Source organism: Georgenia sp. Z1344, assembly GCF_049856295.1.
Taxonomy (GTDB): domain Bacteria; phylum Actinomycetota; class Actinomycetes; order Actinomycetales; family Actinomycetaceae; genus JB111.
Genome location: NZ_JBNDMZ010000020.1, coordinates 1 through 16,797, shown reverse-complemented (window position 1 = coordinate 16,797; position 16,797 = coordinate 1). Strand labels below are relative to the sequence as shown.

Sequence of the window (16,797 nt, the reverse complement as noted above, 5' to 3'; positions counted from 1 at the left end):
TGGGTGGGGTGCCGGTGGGTGGCCGCGCCTCGTCGTGGACTACCGACGGACGCGCATGAACCCGACGTCGGCGAACGGGCCCTCCCCCACGGCCTCCTGGGCGAGGAGCTCCCCCACCCCCGGAGCGTGCTTGTGCCCGTGCCCGGAGTCGCCGGCCGCGACGAGCACCCGGTCGCGGCCGGGCACGCGGCCGACGTGGAAGTTGCCGTCGGCCGAGCGCGTGTACATGCAGGCGACACCGGACAGCGGCGTCGGGTCCACGTCCGGGTAGGCGGTCGCGACCGCGTCGGCGAGCGCCGCGGCATCCCGGCGCAGGTCGATCGAACGGTCGAGGTGGTCCGGGTCGGCGTCCGAGAAGCCGAGGCCGTCGGTCCCGTCGTCGTCGAGGCCGAGCTTGACGGAGAACCCGCCCCGCTCCCCCGGCCGTGAGGCGCCATGACCCCAGATGCACCGCCCGTCGTCGAGCTCGCGGATGATGACCGGGAACCGGTCGAGGTCGAGGATCCCGCCCGGCACGAGGTCCTCGGAGTCGCGGCCGTCGAACCAGAACATGGGGACGCGGCGGGGGCGCAGATCGAGGTCCACCAGCCGCGACGTCCAGGCGCCGGCGGCGACGACCACCTGGCTCGCCTCGATCCGTCCCCCGCCTGCCAGGCGGACGACGACGCCGGACCCTGACTCGTCGATCCCGTCGACACGGGCGCGCGCCACTCGTGCGCCGGCGGCCGTGGCGGCGGCGACCGCGGCCCGCACCCCGTCCTCCGGGCGCGCGAGGCCGGCGGCCGGGTCGAGGAGCGCGACGTGGTGGTCGGGCAGCTGGCGCAGGACGCGGAACCGGTCCCTGGCCTCGACGGCACCGAGTTGCTCGACACGGTGGCCGGCGGCGTCGGCGGCGGACGCGACGCCGGTGACGACGCGACCGTCCGGCGGTCCCGCCATGACGCCTCCCGTGAGCCGCAGGAGCTCGGTCCCGGTCACGTTCTCGAGCTCGCGCCACAGCTCGCGGGCGCGGCCGGCCACCGGAGTGAGGCAGGGGTGCTCCAGGCACAGCTCGCGGAACAGGCGGGTGGTGCCGTGGGTCGAGCCGAGGGCGTGCCCGACGTCGAACTGCTCGACCCCGACGACGTCGACACCCCGCTCCGCGAGCCGCCACAGCGCCTGCGAGCCCCAGGCTCCGAGGCCGACGACGGCGACGTCGGTGCGCGTGACGGCTGCGTCCGGCTCGGCCGCGCGGGCGGAGTCCGGGTGCTCGGGGGGTGTGGACACGGGCCGAGTGTTCCACCCTGGGGATCCGCGTTGTCCGCCGGCCGCCCGGGGACCACGATGGGAGACGGGCGGGGCAGCGGGCCCGCCGGCGGGCTGCGCTCACACGCGTGGGTGACCCGCCTGACCTGACCGCTCGACCGACGAGACCGCTCGACCGACAGCCGGAGGCGACGTGCACGAGGATCCATCGACCACCGACGACGATCACGCACGCGCCGCGATCGCCGCGGAGGATGACTCAGACGCGCTGCGGCGCAAGAGCGAGGTGCTCCGGAAGGAGAACGAGGAGCTCCAAGAGCTCCTCCGCCTGATGGCACTCCCCCGGGACGTCCAGCTCGCCGAGCACGAGGCCAACCTCGCGGCCGCACGGGCGGACACGGAGGACGCGGGCGCCGCGGAAGGCACGGCGTGGCTGGCGCTCGCCCGGTTCCACCACAGGGACGGCGACCTCGACGAGGCGCGCGGGTCGGTCGCCCGCGCCATCGCGGCGTTCAAGGCGGCGGGCGGCCCGGCCAAGGAGCTGGGCCGGGCCTGGCGCCTGCTCGGGGACCTCCACCGCGCCACCGATTCTCCCCGCGCCGCGCTGCCCGCCTACCGGCGCGCGCTCGCCGCCTGGGACGACGGCCCGACGACGATCAACGAACGCGCCCACGTCATCCAGCAGATCGGCCGGACGCTCGCCGGGCTCGACGACCCCGAGGCCGCGCTGCCCCGGCTCGAGGAGGCCCGGGATCTGTTGAGCGGCGACCCGGAGCTGCTGTGGGAGGAGTTCATGGTGGTCGACGACATCGGGGAGCTCCACGAGAGCACGGGGCGCCCTGTCGAGGCCGAACGCATCTACCGGTCCGTGCTCGAGCGGCTCCGCGCCGACGAGGAGGCCACCGACCTCCTCGCCCGGGCGCTCGACGGACTGGCCTCGGCGCTGGACACCCAGGGGCGCCACGAGGAGGCCGTCGACACCTACGTGGAGGGGCTCGACCTCGTCGGGGAGGGCGATGAGGACTACGCCGACGTCGAGCAGAGCCTCGCCATCGGGCTCGCCGACGCCCTGCGTGCCCTCGGACGGGACGACGAGGCCGAGATCGCGGACGCCCGGGCCGCGGGTGCGGCCGAGATCGTCGAGGAGAACGCGGCGCTCGAGGCGATGCAGGTCATGGCGGAGGAGGAGGACGGCTACCGGTAGCCACCGAAGCAGCGGCGTCGGGGCGGTCCTCAGCCGACGTCGGGCGGCTGTTCGTCGGACGGGATGACGTCAGCCGCGGCCAAGGATCCGGTCGAGGAGGCTGCGGCGGCGGGGCGCGGACGCGGTCAGGCCCGGCGCCGCGGACGGGCCCGACGGTGCGGTGTCCGGTCCGAAGCGGACGTACGGCGTCGTCGGAGTCTCGAGGAGGGCGTCGTCGAAGGTGACGCCCGTCGTCCGTTCGAGGAGCGCGATGAGGGTGTCCTCGGAGAGCACCCCGAGACCGGAGGCTGCCTCCGCGGGGTCGGGCTGGCCGTCGTCGGCGTCGGTCTCCCCCGACTGCGAGCGCAGCTCGCGGACCGGCCCCTCCGGCGTGATCACCTGCCACAGGTAACTGTCCGAGGTCCCGCCGAACACCGCGAGCCGGACAGTGCGGCCGAGTGCCGGCGCGAGGGTGGGAGCCAGCTCGAGCACGTCCATCAGGTCGCCGAGCACCACCGTTCCGCCGGGCACGGAACCGGCGAACACGGCGCCCGGGTGGCCGACGTCGTCCGGGCGGCCGCCGAGGGCGAAGTCGGCGAGGACGCTGCCCTCCCGGGGCTGAAGGCCGGCCCGTTCGAGCTCGGCCGGCTGAGCACCCTCGACGACGGCGATCGTGGTGTTCCAGGACATGGCGCCACGGTACGGGCGCGCGTCGGCGTCGGCAGTCCACTCCGAGCAGTGGGCGTCAGACGGGCGGAAGGAGGTCCGTGCGGCCGAAGTACTCGGCGGTGCCCCGCGCCGAGGGCTGCCCGGCGTCGGGATCGGCCCCTGCCTCGAGCAGGGTGGTGACGACGTCGGCCTCCCCCTTGAAGATCGCGCCGGCGAGCGGGGACTGGAAGCGGGAGTTGAGCCGGTCGACGTCGGCGCCGCGCTCGGCGAGCGCCCCGACGAGGTCCGCGTGCCCGTGGTAGGCCGCGAGCATGAGGAGCGTGTTGCCGTCCGCCCCTGCGAGGTCGACCGGGGCGCCGGCGTCGACGTAGGCGGTGAGGCGCTCGGTCTCGCCCCGACGCGCGAGGTCGAGGAGCTGGTGGGCGAGCTCGACGGCGTCGTCGGGGGCGTCGTGGCTGTCCGTCATGTGGTGAGCGTAGAGGCGGCGGCCCCCGGGGCCGTCGGCAGGACGGAAAACGGCTGAACCCCCGTTACCGGGGGTTCAGCCGCTCACGATGTCCTGGGACATCACACTGTGCGCGAAGGGGGACTTGAACCCCCACGCCCTTTCGGGCACACGGACCTGAACCGTGCGCGTCTGCCAATTCCGCCACTCGCGCGAGCCGCTCGACTGCGGCAAACAGCGTAGAGGAGACTATCACCCCGGTTCCCGTGGACGCCCGGGCATCCGGGCGTCCACGGGCGTGATCCCGCACACCGGTTGCGCAGGTCCGCGCCGGTTCAGCCCCGTGCGCGGGGCGTCAGCCGCACTCTCGACCGTGGACCGCGACCTCCCGACGACGAACCTCAATCTCGATGAGCTCGACCTGAGCCGCACTCTCGACACGGAGGCGGGCTCCCAACCGCAATCTCGACGGGCACCAACCGCAGTCTCGACGAGAGCGGGAGGTCAAGCGTTGTCGCCGCCCGTGTCGTCGGTCGAGCCGAGCCGCACGTCCTCGCCGCGGCTGTTCGTGAACCTCCACTCCGCGACCTCCGGGAGGTCCTCGCCGTGGGTCCGCGCGTAGTTGCGCGCGCGGACCCGGGTGTCGAGCAGCTCCTGGCGCAGGACCGCCGCGCGCTCGGCCAGACCGGGCACGCGGTCGATGACGTCGACGGCGAGCCGATACCGGTCGAGGTCGTTGACCATCAGCATGTTGAAGGGGGTCGTCGTGCTGCCCTCCTCCTTGAACCCACGGACGTGGATGTTGCCGTGGTTCGTCCGCCGGTAGGTGAGGCGGTGGACGAGCGCCGGGTAGCCGTGGAACGCGAAGATCACCGGGCGGTCGGTGGTGAACAGGGCGTCGAAGTCCCGGTGGCTCATCCCGTGCGGGTGCTCCCGCTCGTCCTGCAGCCGCATGAGGTCGACCACGTTGACCACGCGGATCCGCAGGTCGGGCAGATGCTCCGCGAGCACCCCGGCGGCCGCGATGGCCTCCATCGTGGGGATGTCGCCGGCGCAGCCGATGACGACGTCCGGCTTCTCGCCCCGCACCTCGGTCCCGGCCCAGTCCCAGATGCCGATGCCGCGCGCGCAGTGCAGCACGGCCTCGTCCATCGTCAGCCACTGGGGGTTGGGCTGCTTCCCGGCCACGACGACGTTGACGTACCCCTTGCTGCGCAGCACGTGGTCGAACGTCGACAGCAGGGTGTTGGCGTCCGGCGGCAGGTAGATGCGGGTGACGTCGGCGGTCTTGTTCATCACGACGTCGAGGAACCCGGGGTCCTGGTGGGAGAACCCATTGTGGTCCTGGCGCCACACGTGCGAGGACAGCAGGTAGTTGAGCGACGGGATCGGCACGCGCCACGGGATGTCGTTGCTCGCGTCCAGCCACTTGGCGTGCTGGTTGAACATCGAGTCGACGATGTGGACGAACGCCTCGTAGCTGTTGAGCACGCCGTGGCGGCCGGTGAGCAGGTAGCCCTCGAGCCAGCCCTGCACCTGGTGCTCCGAGAGCACCTCCATCACGCGTCCGGAGCGGGACAGGTCGACGTCGGTCCCGACGATCTCGCCCTGCCATGCCTTGCCGGCCACGTCGACGGTGGCGTTCAGGCGGTTCGACGCCGTCTCGTCCGGGCCGAAGACGCGGAAGTTCGTGCGGTTGCGGTCGACCACGCCGGCGAGCCAGCTCCCGAGCGTGCGGGTCGCCTCGCCCATCGTCCCGCCGGGCGCGGGCACGTCGACGGCGTGGTCCCGGAAGTCGGGCAGGTCGAGGTCCCGCGTGAGGGTCCCGCCGTTGGCGTGGGGGTTCGCGCTCATCCGGCGCTCTCCGGAGGGGTTGTTGCGCGCGACGACGTCGACGATGCGACCCTCGTCGTCGAACAGCTCCTCGGGCCGGTAGCTGCGCATCCACTCCTCGAGCATCCGCGTGTACTCGGCGTTGCCGCGCACGTGGTTCATCGGCACCTGGTGGCTGCGCCACGTGCCCTCGACGGGCTGCCCGTCGATCTCCTTCGGGCCCGTCCATCCCTTCGGGGTGCGGAAGACGATCATCGGCCACCGCGGCCGGTCCTCGAGGGTGCCGTCGGCGGCGCGGGCCCGGATGTCCGCGATCTCGTCGAGCACCTCGGCGAGCAGGGCGGCGAAGCGACGGTGCGTCTGCGCGACGTCCTCGTCGTCGAACCCGCCCTCGAAGAAGTACGGCTTGTGTCCGTACCCGACCATCAGGGACTCGAGCTCACCCTCGGGCATGCGGTCGAAGATCGTGGGGTTGGCGATCTTGTACCCGTTGAGGTGGAGGATCGGGAGCACGGTGCCGTCGACCGTGGGGTCGAGGAACTTGTTGCCGTGCCAGCCGGTGGCCAGGGGCCCGGTCTCGGCCTCGCCGTCGCCGATGACCGCGACGGCGATGGTGCCCGGGTTGTCGAAGGCCGCGCCGTAGGCGTGGGAGAGGACGTAGCCGAGCTCGCCGCCCTCGTGGATCGACCCGGGCGTCTCGGGCGCTACGTGGCTGGGGACGCCGCCGGGGAACGAGAACTGGCGGAAGAGCTCGTCGACGCCGCGCTCGTCCGGCCCCACGTGCGAGTAGACCTCGGAGTACGTGCCCTCGAGCCAGGCGGCCGCCACGAGCGAGGGGCCGCCGTGCCCGGGGCCGCTGAGATAGATCGCGTCGAGGTCCCGCTCGATGATCTGGTGGTTGAGGTGCGCGTAGAGGAAGTTCTGGCCCGGCGAGGTGCCCCAGTGGCCGAGCAGGCGGGGTTTGATGTCCCCCTCCTCGAGCGGCCGCCGCAGCAACGCGTTGCGCATGAGGTAGATCTGGCCGACGGCCAGGTAGTTCGACGCCCGCCACCAGGCGTCGACAGCCTCGACGGTCGCGTCGTCCAGTCGGTAGCTCTCGGTCTCTCGTGCTTCGGTCCCGGTTCCGGCGTGGAGATCCATGCCTCAAGCGTGGTCCCTCCGCCCGGTCCCCGCCACCCCCACGCCCGCTATGTCCGACATCGGTCCTGGCCACGGGGGCACCCGCGTCGGCGCCCGCGCGTCACCTGTCCGGTCCGGATCGCGGCGGGCCTGTCCGGGGCGCCGTCCCGTTCCGCGGCCGCGGGTCGTTACCATCTCCTGAGGCAACGTGCCCGTACACCGCCCGGCCCTCCCGGCGCGGCCCGGACCACCAGCAAGGAGCACCGCACCGATGGGCATCCTCGACCGCTTCGAGAAGGGCGTGGAGAACGTGGTGTCCACGGCGTTCTCCAAGGCCTTCCGCTCGGAGGTCAAGCCCGTCGAGATCGCCTCGGCGGTGCGGCGGGAGATGGACGAGCGGGCAGCCACGCTGACCCGCGACCGCACGGTCGCCCCGAACGAGTTCCACGTCGAGCTCGCCCCGAACGACCTGGCGCGCGTCCAGGAGTGGGGGCACGACGCGCTGGCCGGAGAGATGACGGCGGCCGCGACCGAGCACGCCACCTCGCAGTCCTACAGCTTCGTCGGCCCGGTGGACATCGACTTCGTCGTCAACGACTCGCTGAGCACCGGGCGCATCCAGGTCCGCTCCGCCACGCGGCGCGGCGCGGTGGCGCCCGCGGCCGCCGCGACGGCCACCGCGGCGCACCCGATCCTCGACATCGACGGACGCCGCTATCTCCTCACCGGTCCGGTCACGGTCCTCGGCCGCGGCTCGGAGTCCGACATCGTGCTCGACGACTCCGGGGTCTCCCGCAAGCACCTCGAGATCTCCGTGACGCCGCAGGCCGTCATCGCCACCGACCTCGGGTCGACCAACGGCACGTTCGTCGAGGGGCACCGCATCACCGCCGCCACGCTGGTCGACGGCAACACGATCACGCTCGGTCGTTCGCGGATCATGTTCTGGACCGGCGAGGACGAGGTCTGAGCGCGTGAACGAGCTCGTCGTCACGCTCCTGCGCGTGGGCTACCTGGCCGGACTCTGGTTGTTCGTGCTGCTCGCCGTGCTCGTGCTGCGCAACGACATCTTCGGGACCCGCGTCTCGCCCCGCCCCGTGCGCGGCCGGCCCTCCCGCACCGGTCGGTCCGCCGGTGGCCCCGGCCGGCCGTCGGCCGGCCGGGACGTCCCGACCCGGCTCATCGTCACCGAGGGGCCGCTCACCGGCACGTCGGTCCCCCTGTCCCGCTCCGCGATCCTCGTGGGGCGCGCCGAGTCGTGCACGCTCGTCCTCGAGGACGACTACGCCTCCTCGCGCCACGCCCGGTTCTTCCCGCGGGACGGCAAGTGGTTCCTCGAGGACCTCGGCTCCACGAACGGCACGACCGTGGCCGGCCAGCGGATCGGCACGGCGATCCAGGTGCCCGCCGGCGTCCCGGTGCGCATCGGTCAGACCGTCATCGAGCTGAGGCGGTAGCGGATGCCCATCGTCACCCGCTTCGCCGCCCGCTCCGACGTCGGGCTGCTGCGCTCGAGCAACCAGGACTCCGGCTACGCCGGGGAGCATCTGCTCGTCCTCGCGGACGGCATGGGCGGGCCCGCGGGCGGCGACATCGCGAGCTCCGTCGCGGTGGCCCACCTCGCACCGCTCGACGACGAGCACGGGGCCGACGAGCTCCTCGGCCTCCTCCGTGGCGCGGTGGCGGACGCGCACGCCGACCTCGTGGCCCGTTCGACGGCGGACCCCGACCTCGCCGGTCTGGGCACCACGTGCATCGCCATGCTGCGCACGGGCACCAAGCTCGCGATGGTGCACATCGGCGACTCGCGCGCCTACCTCCTGCGCGACGGCGAGCTCACCCAGATCACGACCGACCACACGTTCGTCCAGTACCTCGTCTCCACCGGCCGCCTCACCCTGGAGGAGGCCGAGCGCCACCCGCAGCGCAACATGATCCTGCGCGCGCTCGGCGACACCGACGGCGAGGTCGACCTCGACGAGTCGATGCGCGAGGCCCGACCCGGTGACCGGTGGCTGCTGTGCTCGGACGGCCTGTTCGGGGTGGTCTCGAAGGACACGATCGCCGAGACCCTGCGGGACACCGAGGACCCGGGAGCCGCCGCCCAGGCGCTCGTCGACCTCTCGCTGCGCGCCGGGGCGCCGGACAACGTCACCTGCGTGGTCTCCGACTTCCTCGCCACGGCCGACGCCCCCCACCTTCCGTCCGCCGACCCCCAGGTCGTGGGCTCCGCAGCCGAGCGCCCCACGCAGCGACCGGGCACCGGGACGACGAACGGTACCGGGACCGGCACCACCGCGGCGACGGGTGCCGGTGCCTCGTCCGCCGAGCGCGCGGCCGCCCTCCTCGGGCCCGACGGCGACGAGCCGGACACCCCGCGCCGACGCCGGCTGCCGCGCGTCCTGCTCAGCGTCGTCGCCGGCCTCGTCCTCCTCGGCGCGGGCGCGTTCGCCGGCTGGACGTGGACGCAGCAGCAGTACTTCGTCGCGCCCTCGGGCGACCACGTGGCGATCTACCGGGGCATCCCCCAGCACATCGGGCCGCTCGGCTTCTCCGACCTGCACGAGCGCACCGACCTGCGCGTCGACGACCTCACGCCGCTGGCCCAGCAGCGCCTCGACTCCCCCATCACCCGCGGCTCGCTGGCCGGGGCCCGGGACGTCGTCGAGAACCTGCGCGAGTCCGTCGTGCCCGAGGAGCCGCCGGAGGAGTCGCCCAGCGAGTCGCCGAGCGAGTCGTCCAGCGAGTCCCCGAGCGAGTCCGGCAGCGAGTCCGGCACCGGGACCACGTGAGGGGCGCCGTCTGATGGCGGTCGTGCGTCAGCAGTCCGCCCGGTCGGGCCGGTGGCCGGAGCTCGGCCTGCTGGCCCTCGCCGTCGCGCTCGTGCTGCTCGGGTACGTCCAGGTCGCCCTCAACACGACCGAGGCACTCCCGACCGACCTCCACGTCCGCGGCGGGATCTTCGCGGGGATGGCCCTCGTCGCCCACCTCGTGGTGCGCTGGCGCGCCCCGTACGCGGACCCCGTCATCCTCCCGTCGGTGGTCCTGCTCAACGGCATCGGGCTGACGATGATCCACCGCATCGACATCGCGGAGGGCTCCGCCTCGGTCGACCGGCAGCTGATGTGGACGGGCATCGGCATCGGGCTCTGCCTCGCGGTGCTGCTCCTCGTCCGCGACCACCGCGCGCTGCGGGGCCTGACCTACACGTCGATGATCGTCGGCATCGTCCTGCTCCTGCTCCCGATGGTCCCCGGGCTCGGCCGCACCATCAACGGCGCGCGCATCTGGATCGGCGTCGGCCCGCTCAGCTTCCAGCCGGCCGAGGTCGCCAAGATCGCGCTCGCGATCTTCTTCGCCGGCTACCTCGTGGCCAACCGGGACAACCTGGCGTTCGCGGGCCCGAAGGTGCTCGGGATGCACCTGCCCCGCCCCCGGGACCTCGGCCCGATCCTCATCGCGTGGGGCGTCGGCATGGCGGTCCTCGTCCTCCAGCGCGACCTCGGTACGGCCGTCCTGTTCTTCGGCATGTTCGTCGCCCTCATGTACCTCGCGACGGAGCGCATCAGCTGGGTGGTCCTCGGCGGCCTCCTCGCGGTCGGCGGCGCGATGCTGGCCGCGACCCTGTTCCCGCACGTCGGGGCCCGCGTGGACGTCTGGCTCAACGCGCTCGACCCGGCCGTGTACTCCCGCAGCCCGGGCGGCTCCGGCCAGCTCGTCCAGGGCCTGTTCGGCCTCGCGTCCGGCGGCCTCATGGGCTCCGGCTGGGGCCTGGGCTACCCGCAGCTCGTGCCCTACGCCGAGTCCGACTTCATCATGGCCTCGCTCGGCGAGGAGCTCGGCCTGACCGGCCTCATCGCCATCCTGCTCATCTACCTCATCGTCGTGCAGCGCGGCATGCGCGCCTCGATCGCCGTTCGTGACGGCTTCGGCAAGCTCCTCGCCGCCGGCCTCGCGTTCACGATGGCGCTGCAGGTGTTCGTCGTCGTCGGCGGGGTGACCCGGCTCATCCCGCTGACGGGACTGACGACCCCGTTCCTCGCCCTCGGCGGCTCCTCCTTGGTGGCGAACTGGGTGATCATCGCGCTCCTGCTGCGCGTCTCCGACGCCGGCCGCCGCCCGGCGCCGGTCGCCGACCCCTCCGCGGTCGCCGCGCTCGGCGTCGGGTCGACGGCGCCCTCCCCGGACGTCGCCCGCGCCCCGGCCTACGCCGGCGCCGGCCGGCACGACGCGACCGCCACCCAGGGCGCCGTCGCCGCGGGCGGACCCGCACCCGTGTGGGACGTCCCCGACGACGCGGCGGGCGGCAGCGGGACCGCGGGCGCGGACGGAGCGGCGGCGGGATCCGCCTGGGACGCCCCGGCCCCGCCGATCGAGGAGCCCGGCTGGACGACACCCGGGCAGGAGGACTCCCACGGAGCCGGCCCGGACGGCGGCACCCCGGCGCCCCGCGGAGGCTCCGAGGGCGGGTGGCGGGCGACCGGTGACGCCTGGGACGACGCCGCGGACGAGGACGAGAGCGGCGACACGCTCGGCGACCCGCCGCGGTCGGGCTACCGGCCGGTGGCCGGTGCCTCTCGGACACCCGGGCACGACGACGAACGACCGACCGTGGCCGCCGCCCGCCGCGACGCGGACGCGGCACCGACCGCCGGGCCGACCGCGGACGACGTCCGGTCCGACGACCCCGGCGCCACGCTCCTCCCCGAGGACGAGACCGAGGACGACACCGGGAGCGACCCGCGCGAGCAGGAGGACCGGCGATGAACGACCAGATCCGACGCCTCACCGTGGTCATCGCGCTGATGTTCCTCGCGCTCATGGTCTCGGCGACGACCGTGCAGTTCGCCCAGGCGGGCGACCTCAACGCCGACGGCCGCAACGTGCGCACGTTCTACCGCGAGTTCGGCCGGGACCGCGGGCCGATCGTCGTGGCCGGCACGCCCATCGTCACGTCCGAGCCCGTGGACGACGCGTACAACTACCTGCGGCGCTACGAGCAGGGTCCGGCGTACGCGCACCTGACCGGCTACTTCTCCGTGGTGCACTCCTCGATGACGGGCCTCGAGCGCTCCGGGAACGAGGTCCTCAACGGCAACGACCCGGGCCTGCTGGTGGCCCGCATCCAGGCGCTCGTCACGGGCAACCAGCCCCGCGGCGGTGCCCTCGAGCTGACGATCGACCCCGCGGCGCAGGCGGCCGCCATCGAGGGTCTCGGGGACCAGCGCGGCGCCGTCGTCGCGCTCGACCCCCGCACCGGGGCGATCCTCGCGATGTACTCCTCGCCGTCGTTCGACCCGAACCCGCTGGCCTCCCACGTCCGCGAGGAGGCGACGACCGCCTACGACGAGCTCGCGAACGACCCGGACCGGCCGCTGCTCAACCGCGCGATCGGCGGCGACCAGTACGCGCCGGGCTCCACGTTCAAGCTCGTCACGGCGGCCGCGATGGTCGAGAACGGGCTGACGGCCGACTCGATGGTCGAGGCGCCGACCGAGTACCAGCTGCCGCAGACCCAGACCTACATGCACAACCCGGGCGAGGCCGCGTGCGGCGACGGGTCGGGGAGCACCACCCTGCGGCAGGCGCTCGTCCAGAGCTGCAACACGCCGTTCGCCATCGGCGCGGTCGACCTGGGCACGGACGAGATCAACGAGCAGGCGGAGGCGTTCGGGTTCGGTCAGGAGCTCGCCGTCCCGCTGCCCGTGACCCCGTCCCGCTTCCCCGCGGACGCGACGCCGCCCGAGCTCGCCCAGTCCTCGATCGGCCAGTTCTCGGTGCGCACCCACCCGCTGCAGATGGCGATGGTGTCCTCCGCGATCGCCAACGACGGCGTGCTGATGACCCCCTACCTCGTCCAGCGCACCCTGACGGCGGACCTCGAGGAGGTCGACACCCACGACGAGGAGGTCTTCTCGGAGCCGATCTCCGAGCGCACGGCCGAGGAGATGACGTCGATGATGATCGACGTCGTCGAGCAGGGCAGCTCGAACCCGGGCGCGATCCCCGGGGTGAGCGTGGCCGGCAAGACGGGCTCCGCCGAGATCGACGCGAACACGCCGCCGCACGCCTGGTACACCGGCTTCGCCCCGGCGGACGACCCCCAGGTCGCGGTCGCCGTCATCGTCGAGAACGGCGGGAACGTGGGCTGGGGGGTCGGCGGCGCGCAGATCGCGGCCCCGATCGCCGCCTCCGTGATGGAGGCGGTGCTCCAGTGACGGACCAGTCACATCGCCCGCCCTCGCCGCAGCCGGGCGACGTCCCCGGGCCCCGCCTCGCGGTCGGCGACCTCGTGGTGGACCGCTACGAGCTGACCGTGCACCTCAACACCGGCGGGTCCGGCGAGGTGTGGGTGGCGCGGGACCGGCGGCTCGAGAGGCAGGTGGCCATCAAGTGCCTCCGGCCGGACCTCGCCGCCCAGCCGCACTTCCTCGAGCGCTTCCGCAAGGAGTCCCAGAACACGGCCCGGCTGCGGCACGTCAACATCGCCGCGCTCCTCGACCACGGCCGCGCGGCGGACGGCGGCGCCTACCTCACCCACGAGCTCGTCGTGGGCGACGACCTGGCGGACATCCTCGCCCGCGAGGGCAGCCTGACGCCGAGCTCGGTCGTCCGCATCCTCGTCCAGGTCCTCGACGGCCTCCAGGCCGCGCACGCCGCCGGGGTCGTCCACCGGGACGTCAAGCCGGCGAACGTGCTCGTCTCCACGCGCGGCACCGTGAAGATCACCGACTTCGGGATCTCGCGCGCCGTGGGGCAGGAGACGATGACGTCCGCCGGCATGGTGATGGGCACCCCGGATTACCTGGCGCCCGAGCTCGCGCGGGGCGGCACCGCGAGTCCCGCGGCCGACCTGTACGCGGTCGGGGTCGTCGCCTTCGAGGCGCTGACCGGTCAGCGGCCCTTCGGCGGCGAGCGACCGCTCGACGTGCTGCTCGCCCACGTGGGCGAGCCCGTGCCCGAGGTGACGGCCGCGCCCGAGCCTCTGGCCGCCGTCGTGCAGGACCTGCTGGCGAAGGACCCGGCCGTCCGGCCGGCGTCCGCCGCGGCCGCCGCCGGCCGGCTGCGCGACGCGCTGAACGAGATCCGACGCCCTCGTCGGGCGACCGACGGAGGCGTCGGTAGAGTGGACGGCACCGCGCCCGCCGCGGGAGACCGGGCGGAGAACGCGAAGGAGGACGCACGTGAGTGACCACGGGACCGACGGACCCCTCGTGCTGGCGGACCGGTACGAGCTCGGCGGCCTCATCGGGCGCGGTGGGATGGCCGAGGTGCACGTCGGCCGGGACACCCGGCTCTCGCGCACGGTGGCCATCAAGATGCTCCGCGCGGACCTCGCGCGAGACCCCTCCTTCCTCGCCAGGTTCCGCCGCGAGGCGCAGTCCTCGGCGGGGCTCAACCACCCCGCGATCGTGTCCGTCTACGACACCGGCGAGCACGTGGTAGGCGCGGGCAGCACCGACGAGCGGCGCATCCCGTTCATCGTCATGGAGTACGTCGAGGGCCACACGGTCCGCGAGCTCCTCGGCGACGGCGACCCGGTACCGATCAGCGAGGCCGTCGAGATCGTGGTCGGCGTGCTCAACGCGCTCGAGTACAGCCACCGCGAGGGCATCGTCCACCGGGACATCAAGCCCGGGAACATCATGATCACGCCCACGGGGGACGTGAAGGTGATGGACTTCGGGATCGCCCGGGCGCTCTCGGACAACTTCGCCACGATGACGCAGCCCCACTCCGTCGTGGGCACGGCGCAGTACCTCTCCCCCGAGCAGGCGCGCGGCGAGGTGGTCGACACCCGCTCCGACCTCTACTCCACGGGCTGCCTGCTCTTCGAGCTCCTCACCGGGCGCCCGCCGTTCTCGGGCGACTCGGCCGTCGCCGTCGCCTACCAGCACGTGCGGGAGATCCCGCCGACCCCCTCGACGATCGCCTCGGACATCCCCGAGACGCTCGACCGGGTCGTCATGCAGGCCCTCGCCAAGGACCGCGACGAGCGCTACGCCGACGCCGCGCACTTCCGCAGCGACCTGCTCGCCGCCTCCCGCGGGAGCGACGTGAGCGCCCCGCCGACCTCGGCCTGGGCCGCCGCCGGCGCGGGCGCGGCCGTCGCCACCGCCGAGCCCACCCGCGTGGTCCCGAAGACCGCCGGGGTGGCCGCGGCCCCCGCCGGGGAGCCGGAGCCCTACCGGCGCACGCCGCAGCCCGTCGAGGACGAGCCGAAGCGCTCCTGGGCGTGGCTGTGGATCCTCCTGGCCGCGCTGCTCGTGGTGGGCGGCGTCGTCACCTACCTGCTCGTCACCGGCAACGGCGGTGGCGACGAGGAGACGACACCGTCCGTGACCATGGTCGAGATCCCCGACCTCGAGGGGCTCGACGAGGACGGGATCACCGCCGCGCTCGACGACCAGGACCTCGTCCCCAACTTCCTCGACCCGGAGCCGTCCGACGAGGTCGAGGAGGGCCTCTTCCTCAGCGCCAGCCCGGAGACCGGGACCTCGGTCGAGTCCGGCAGCGCCGTCGACATCGTCCTGTCCTCCGGACCGGAGGAGGTCACGGTGCCCGACCTCGAGGGTCTCGACCGCGCCGAGATCGTCGAGGCCCTGCAGGAGGTCGAGCTCCAGCCCGAGTTCGTCGAGCTGCAGAACGACGACGAGGTCGAGGCCGACCTGTTCCTCAGCTCGACCCCGGCACCCGGCGACTCCACGCCCCGCGGGAGCACCGTGGAGATCGTCCTGTCCGCCGGCCCCGGCGACGTGCTGATCCCCGACGTGTCCGGGCTCAGCCAGGAGGACGCGCGCAACATCCTCCAGGAGGCCGGGCTCAGCGTCGGCAACACGCGGACCGTCGACGAGCCCGGGGCCGCGGCCGACCATGCGCTGCGCACCGACCCCGCTGCCGACACGTCGGTGCCGCGCGACACGGAGGTCACCCTCTTCCTCGCGTCCGGCAACGTCGAGCTCCAGGACCTCACGGGCCTGTCCCGTGAGGAGGCGGAGACGATCCTCGGGGACCTCGATCTCAGCTCCCAGTTCACCGAGGAGTTCTCCGACGACGTGCCCGACGGGGAGGTCATCAGCCAGTCGCACAACGGGCTCATCCCCCAGGACACCCGGGTCGACGTGACGATCTCCCGCGGTCCCGAGGAGACCGAGGAGCCGACGACGACGGAGCCGCCGTCGGAGTCCCCCACCGACGAGGGCTGACCCCAACCCCGTCGTCGAGATTGCGGTTGGTGCACGTCGAGATTGCGGTTCGTACTCACCGAGATTGATCCTTCTATGTTTCGTCAAGCGGCCATGGTGGGTTCGGGGGTGCTGTTGAGGGTGCGGTAGATGCGGCGGGCGAGGTAGCGCTTGAGGCAGCGGCGGATCTCGGCCTTGGTGCGGTGCTCGCCGGCGCGGCGTTCGACGTAGGCGCGGGTCTCGGGGTCGTGACTCATCCGGGTCACGACCGCGGTATGCAGGACGCGGTTGAGTTGCCGGTCGCCCCCGCGGTTGAGGCGGTGTCGCACGGTGTTGCCCGAGGAGGCCGGGATCGGGCTGACCCCGGCCAGGGCCGCGAACGCGGCCTCGGAACGCAACCGGCCCGGGTGGGAGAACACGGTCAGTGACACGGCCGCGGTGATCGGCCCGACACCATGCATCTCGAGCAGCGGCGCGGCCAGGCTGGACTTGACCAGAACGGTGATGCGCTTCTTGTTCGTGGCGAGCTCGACGTCCAGGGCCAGGATCTGGGCGGCCAGGCGGACGGCCTCGCTGCGGGCGGTCGCGGTGGCGATGTCCTCATCGCGCTCGCGCCACCGGCTGATCATGGCGATCACCTTCTTGCCCGGGGCCCGGCGCGCATCGATACCCAGGTCGCTGACGCGCAGCAGCGCGGTCAGCGCGTTCGTGGCCGCGGTACGTTCGCTGTTCATCTGCTCGCGGGCGGTGAGCAGGACCCGCAGCGCGGCCCGGACCCCACTAGCGGCGCGGAGGTGCCGCAGCCGGCTGACCTGAAGCGGGAGGACGGCGGCCGCGATGCGGTAGGCATCCAGGGCATCGGACTTACCCACGCCCCGGTTCCCGCGCGGGTTCATCCGCGCGGCCTCCACGACCTGATAGCCGGCGTCCTGGACAACGCCGGCCAGGGTCGCGCCGTAGGACGCGGCGCCCTCGATGACCCACAACGCGGCCATATCGGCCCCGGTGCGGCGAGCGGCCCAGGCGATCGCGCGGGCCATGCCCGCAGGCGTGGTCGGGAACTGGGCAGAATCGATCAGCTCGCCGCGGGCGGCCAGCACCGCCAACGAATGGGTCTG

At 73.2% G+C, this 16,797-nt stretch carries 13 protein-coding genes and 1 tRNA gene; 8 read left to right on the top strand and 6 right to left on the bottom strand.

Annotation, left to right across the window (positions count from 1 at the left end):
- Window positions 1-39: 39 nt before the first annotated feature.
- Window positions 40-1,266, bottom strand: a complete 1,227-nt coding sequence (gene solA / locus ACPYO6_RS16350; RefSeq protein WP_425715858.1) for an N-methyl-L-tryptophan oxidase — start codon at window positions 1,264-1,266, stop codon at window positions 40-42.
- 172 nt (window positions 1,267-1,438) lie between these two features.
- On the opposite strand from solA, the gene ACPYO6_RS16345 reads away from it, so the two are divergent.
- Window positions 1,439-2,449: a tetratricopeptide repeat protein gene (locus tag ACPYO6_RS16345; protein WP_425715857.1), complete on the top strand. Its 1,011-nt coding sequence runs from the start codon at window positions 1,439-1,441 to the stop codon at window positions 2,447-2,449.
- A 69-nt stretch (window positions 2,450-2,518) separates the two neighbouring features.
- On the opposite strand, the gene ACPYO6_RS16340 is transcribed toward ACPYO6_RS16345, so the two are convergent.
- The 4 genes from ACPYO6_RS16340 to ACPYO6_RS16325 all read right to left on the bottom strand — a co-directional run bounded on the left by ACPYO6_RS16340 (window position 2,519) and on the right by ACPYO6_RS16325 (window position 6,515).
- Window positions 2,519-3,118 carry a hypothetical protein gene (locus ACPYO6_RS16340; protein ID WP_425715856.1) on the bottom strand — a complete coding sequence of 200 codons (600 nt, stop codon included), beginning with the start codon at window positions 3,116-3,118 and terminating at the stop codon, window positions 2,519-2,521.
- A 55-nt stretch (window positions 3,119-3,173) separates the two neighbouring features.
- A complete protein-coding gene (locus ACPYO6_RS16335; RefSeq protein ID WP_425715855.1) occupies window positions 3,174-3,563 on the bottom strand; it encodes an ankyrin repeat domain-containing protein in 390 nt (129 codons plus the stop codon).
- Between the two features lie 109 nt (window positions 3,564-3,672).
- A tRNA-Leu gene (locus ACPYO6_RS16330) sits at window positions 3,673-3,756 on the bottom strand.
- A gap of 290 nt (window positions 3,757-4,046) precedes the next feature.
- Entirely contained in the window at window positions 4,047-6,515 is a 2,469-nt protein-coding gene (locus tag ACPYO6_RS16325) for a phosphoketolase family protein (protein ID WP_425715854.1), read from the bottom strand.
- 250 nt (window positions 6,516-6,765) lie between these two features.
- Between ACPYO6_RS16325 and ACPYO6_RS16320 the strand changes: the two genes are divergently transcribed.
- Genes ACPYO6_RS16320 through pknB form a run of 7 tightly spaced genes read left to right on the top strand, consistent with a single transcriptional unit; the run spans window position 6,766 to window position 15,700 of the window.
- Complete coding sequence (locus ACPYO6_RS16320; protein WP_425715853.1) at window positions 6,766-7,464, top strand: FhaA domain-containing protein; 699 nt, start codon at window positions 6,766-6,768, stop codon at window positions 7,462-7,464.
- A 4-nt stretch (window positions 7,465-7,468) separates the two neighbouring features.
- Window positions 7,469-7,951 (top strand): FHA domain-containing protein FhaB/FipA, encoded by a 483-nt coding sequence (locus tag ACPYO6_RS16315; protein WP_425715852.1) that lies wholly within the window; start codon window positions 7,469-7,471, stop codon window positions 7,949-7,951.
- Between the two features lie 3 nt (window positions 7,952-7,954).
- Window positions 7,955-9,286 (top strand): PP2C family protein-serine/threonine phosphatase, encoded by a 1,332-nt coding sequence (locus ACPYO6_RS16310; protein WP_425715851.1) that lies wholly within the window; start codon window positions 7,955-7,957, stop codon window positions 9,284-9,286.
- Between the two features lie 22 nt (window positions 9,287-9,308).
- Window positions 9,309-11,261, top strand: coding sequence for an FtsW/RodA/SpoVE family cell cycle protein (locus ACPYO6_RS16305; RefSeq protein WP_425715850.1), 1,953 nt, complete (start codon window positions 9,309-9,311; stop codon window positions 11,259-11,261).
- Window positions 11,258-12,712, top strand: coding sequence for a peptidoglycan D,D-transpeptidase FtsI family protein (locus ACPYO6_RS16300; RefSeq protein WP_425715849.1), 1,455 nt, complete (start codon window positions 11,258-11,260; stop codon window positions 12,710-12,712). Before ACPYO6_RS16305 ends, ACPYO6_RS16300 begins: the two co-directional genes overlap by 4 nt.
- Window positions 12,709-13,686: a serine/threonine-protein kinase gene (locus ACPYO6_RS16295; RefSeq protein WP_425715848.1), complete on the top strand. Its 978-nt coding sequence runs from the start codon at window positions 12,709-12,711 to the stop codon at window positions 13,684-13,686. Before ACPYO6_RS16300 ends, ACPYO6_RS16295 begins: the two co-directional genes overlap by 4 nt.
- On the top strand, window positions 13,679-15,700 hold the full coding sequence (gene pknB, locus ACPYO6_RS16290; protein WP_425715847.1) for a Stk1 family PASTA domain-containing Ser/Thr kinase: 2,022 nt from the start codon (window positions 13,679-13,681) through the stop codon (window positions 15,698-15,700). The genes ACPYO6_RS16295 and pknB overlap by 8 nt, the downstream gene beginning before the upstream one ends.
- An 83-nt stretch (window positions 15,701-15,783) precedes the next feature.
- On the opposite strand, the gene ACPYO6_RS16285 is transcribed toward pknB, so the two are convergent.
- The coding region (locus ACPYO6_RS16285; RefSeq protein WP_425715846.1) for an IS110 family transposase at window positions 15,784-16,797 on the bottom strand (1,014 nt) is incomplete at its 5' end.